This is a genomic window from Micromonospora sp. H61 (assembly GCF_018070325.1).
Lineage (GTDB): Bacteria > Actinomycetota > Actinomycetes > Mycobacteriales > Micromonosporaceae > Micromonospora > Micromonospora salmantinae.
On the sequence record NZ_JAGPXY010000248.1, the window covers coordinates 1 to 576 of the forward strand.

General features: G+C 76.9%; 1 protein-coding gene. It reads left to right on the top strand.

What is annotated here, in order from left to right:
* Positions 1 to 576 (top strand): BTAD domain-containing putative transcriptional regulator (locus tag KBX08_RS33425; protein WP_210787735.1); only part of this gene is annotated, 576 nt, incomplete at both ends.

A 576-nucleotide genomic window follows, 5' to 3' on the forward strand; every position in this document is an offset into this window, starting at 1 on the left:
GTCGCGGAGATCAACCGGCTGGACGAGCTGCGGATGCTCGCCGTCGAGCGACGGGCCGAGGCGCTCCTGGCGGTGGGCCGACCGGACGACGCCGCCGCGGACCTACCGGCACACCTGGCCAGCCATCCGCTGCGCGAGGACGCCTGGCGGCTGCTCGCGACGGCCCGGTACCGCGCCGGCCGGCAGGGCGACGCGCTGGCCGCACTGCGGGAGGCCCGTCACGTCCTGGTGACCGAGCTGGGCGTGGACCCGGGGCCCGAGCTGCGACAGTTGGAAGCCGACATCCTGGCCCAGGCACCGCACCTCGCCCCGGCCCTCGGACGGGCCGTCACCTCCGGCCTCGGGGAAACCGTACGACCCGTCCAGGCGGAGCAGCGCCCGTTCGTCGGCCGCGACGCGGAGCTGGAACGGCTGCGGCGAGCCGCCGAGGCCGCGTCCCGCCACCGCCAGCCCACGCTCGCCCTGCTCAGCGGCGACCCGGGTGCCGGCAAGACGGCGCTGGCCGAGGCACTGACCCGTCGACTCGCCGCCGAGGGCTGGACCACGGCGTGGGGACACAGCCCGGAGTACGAGGGC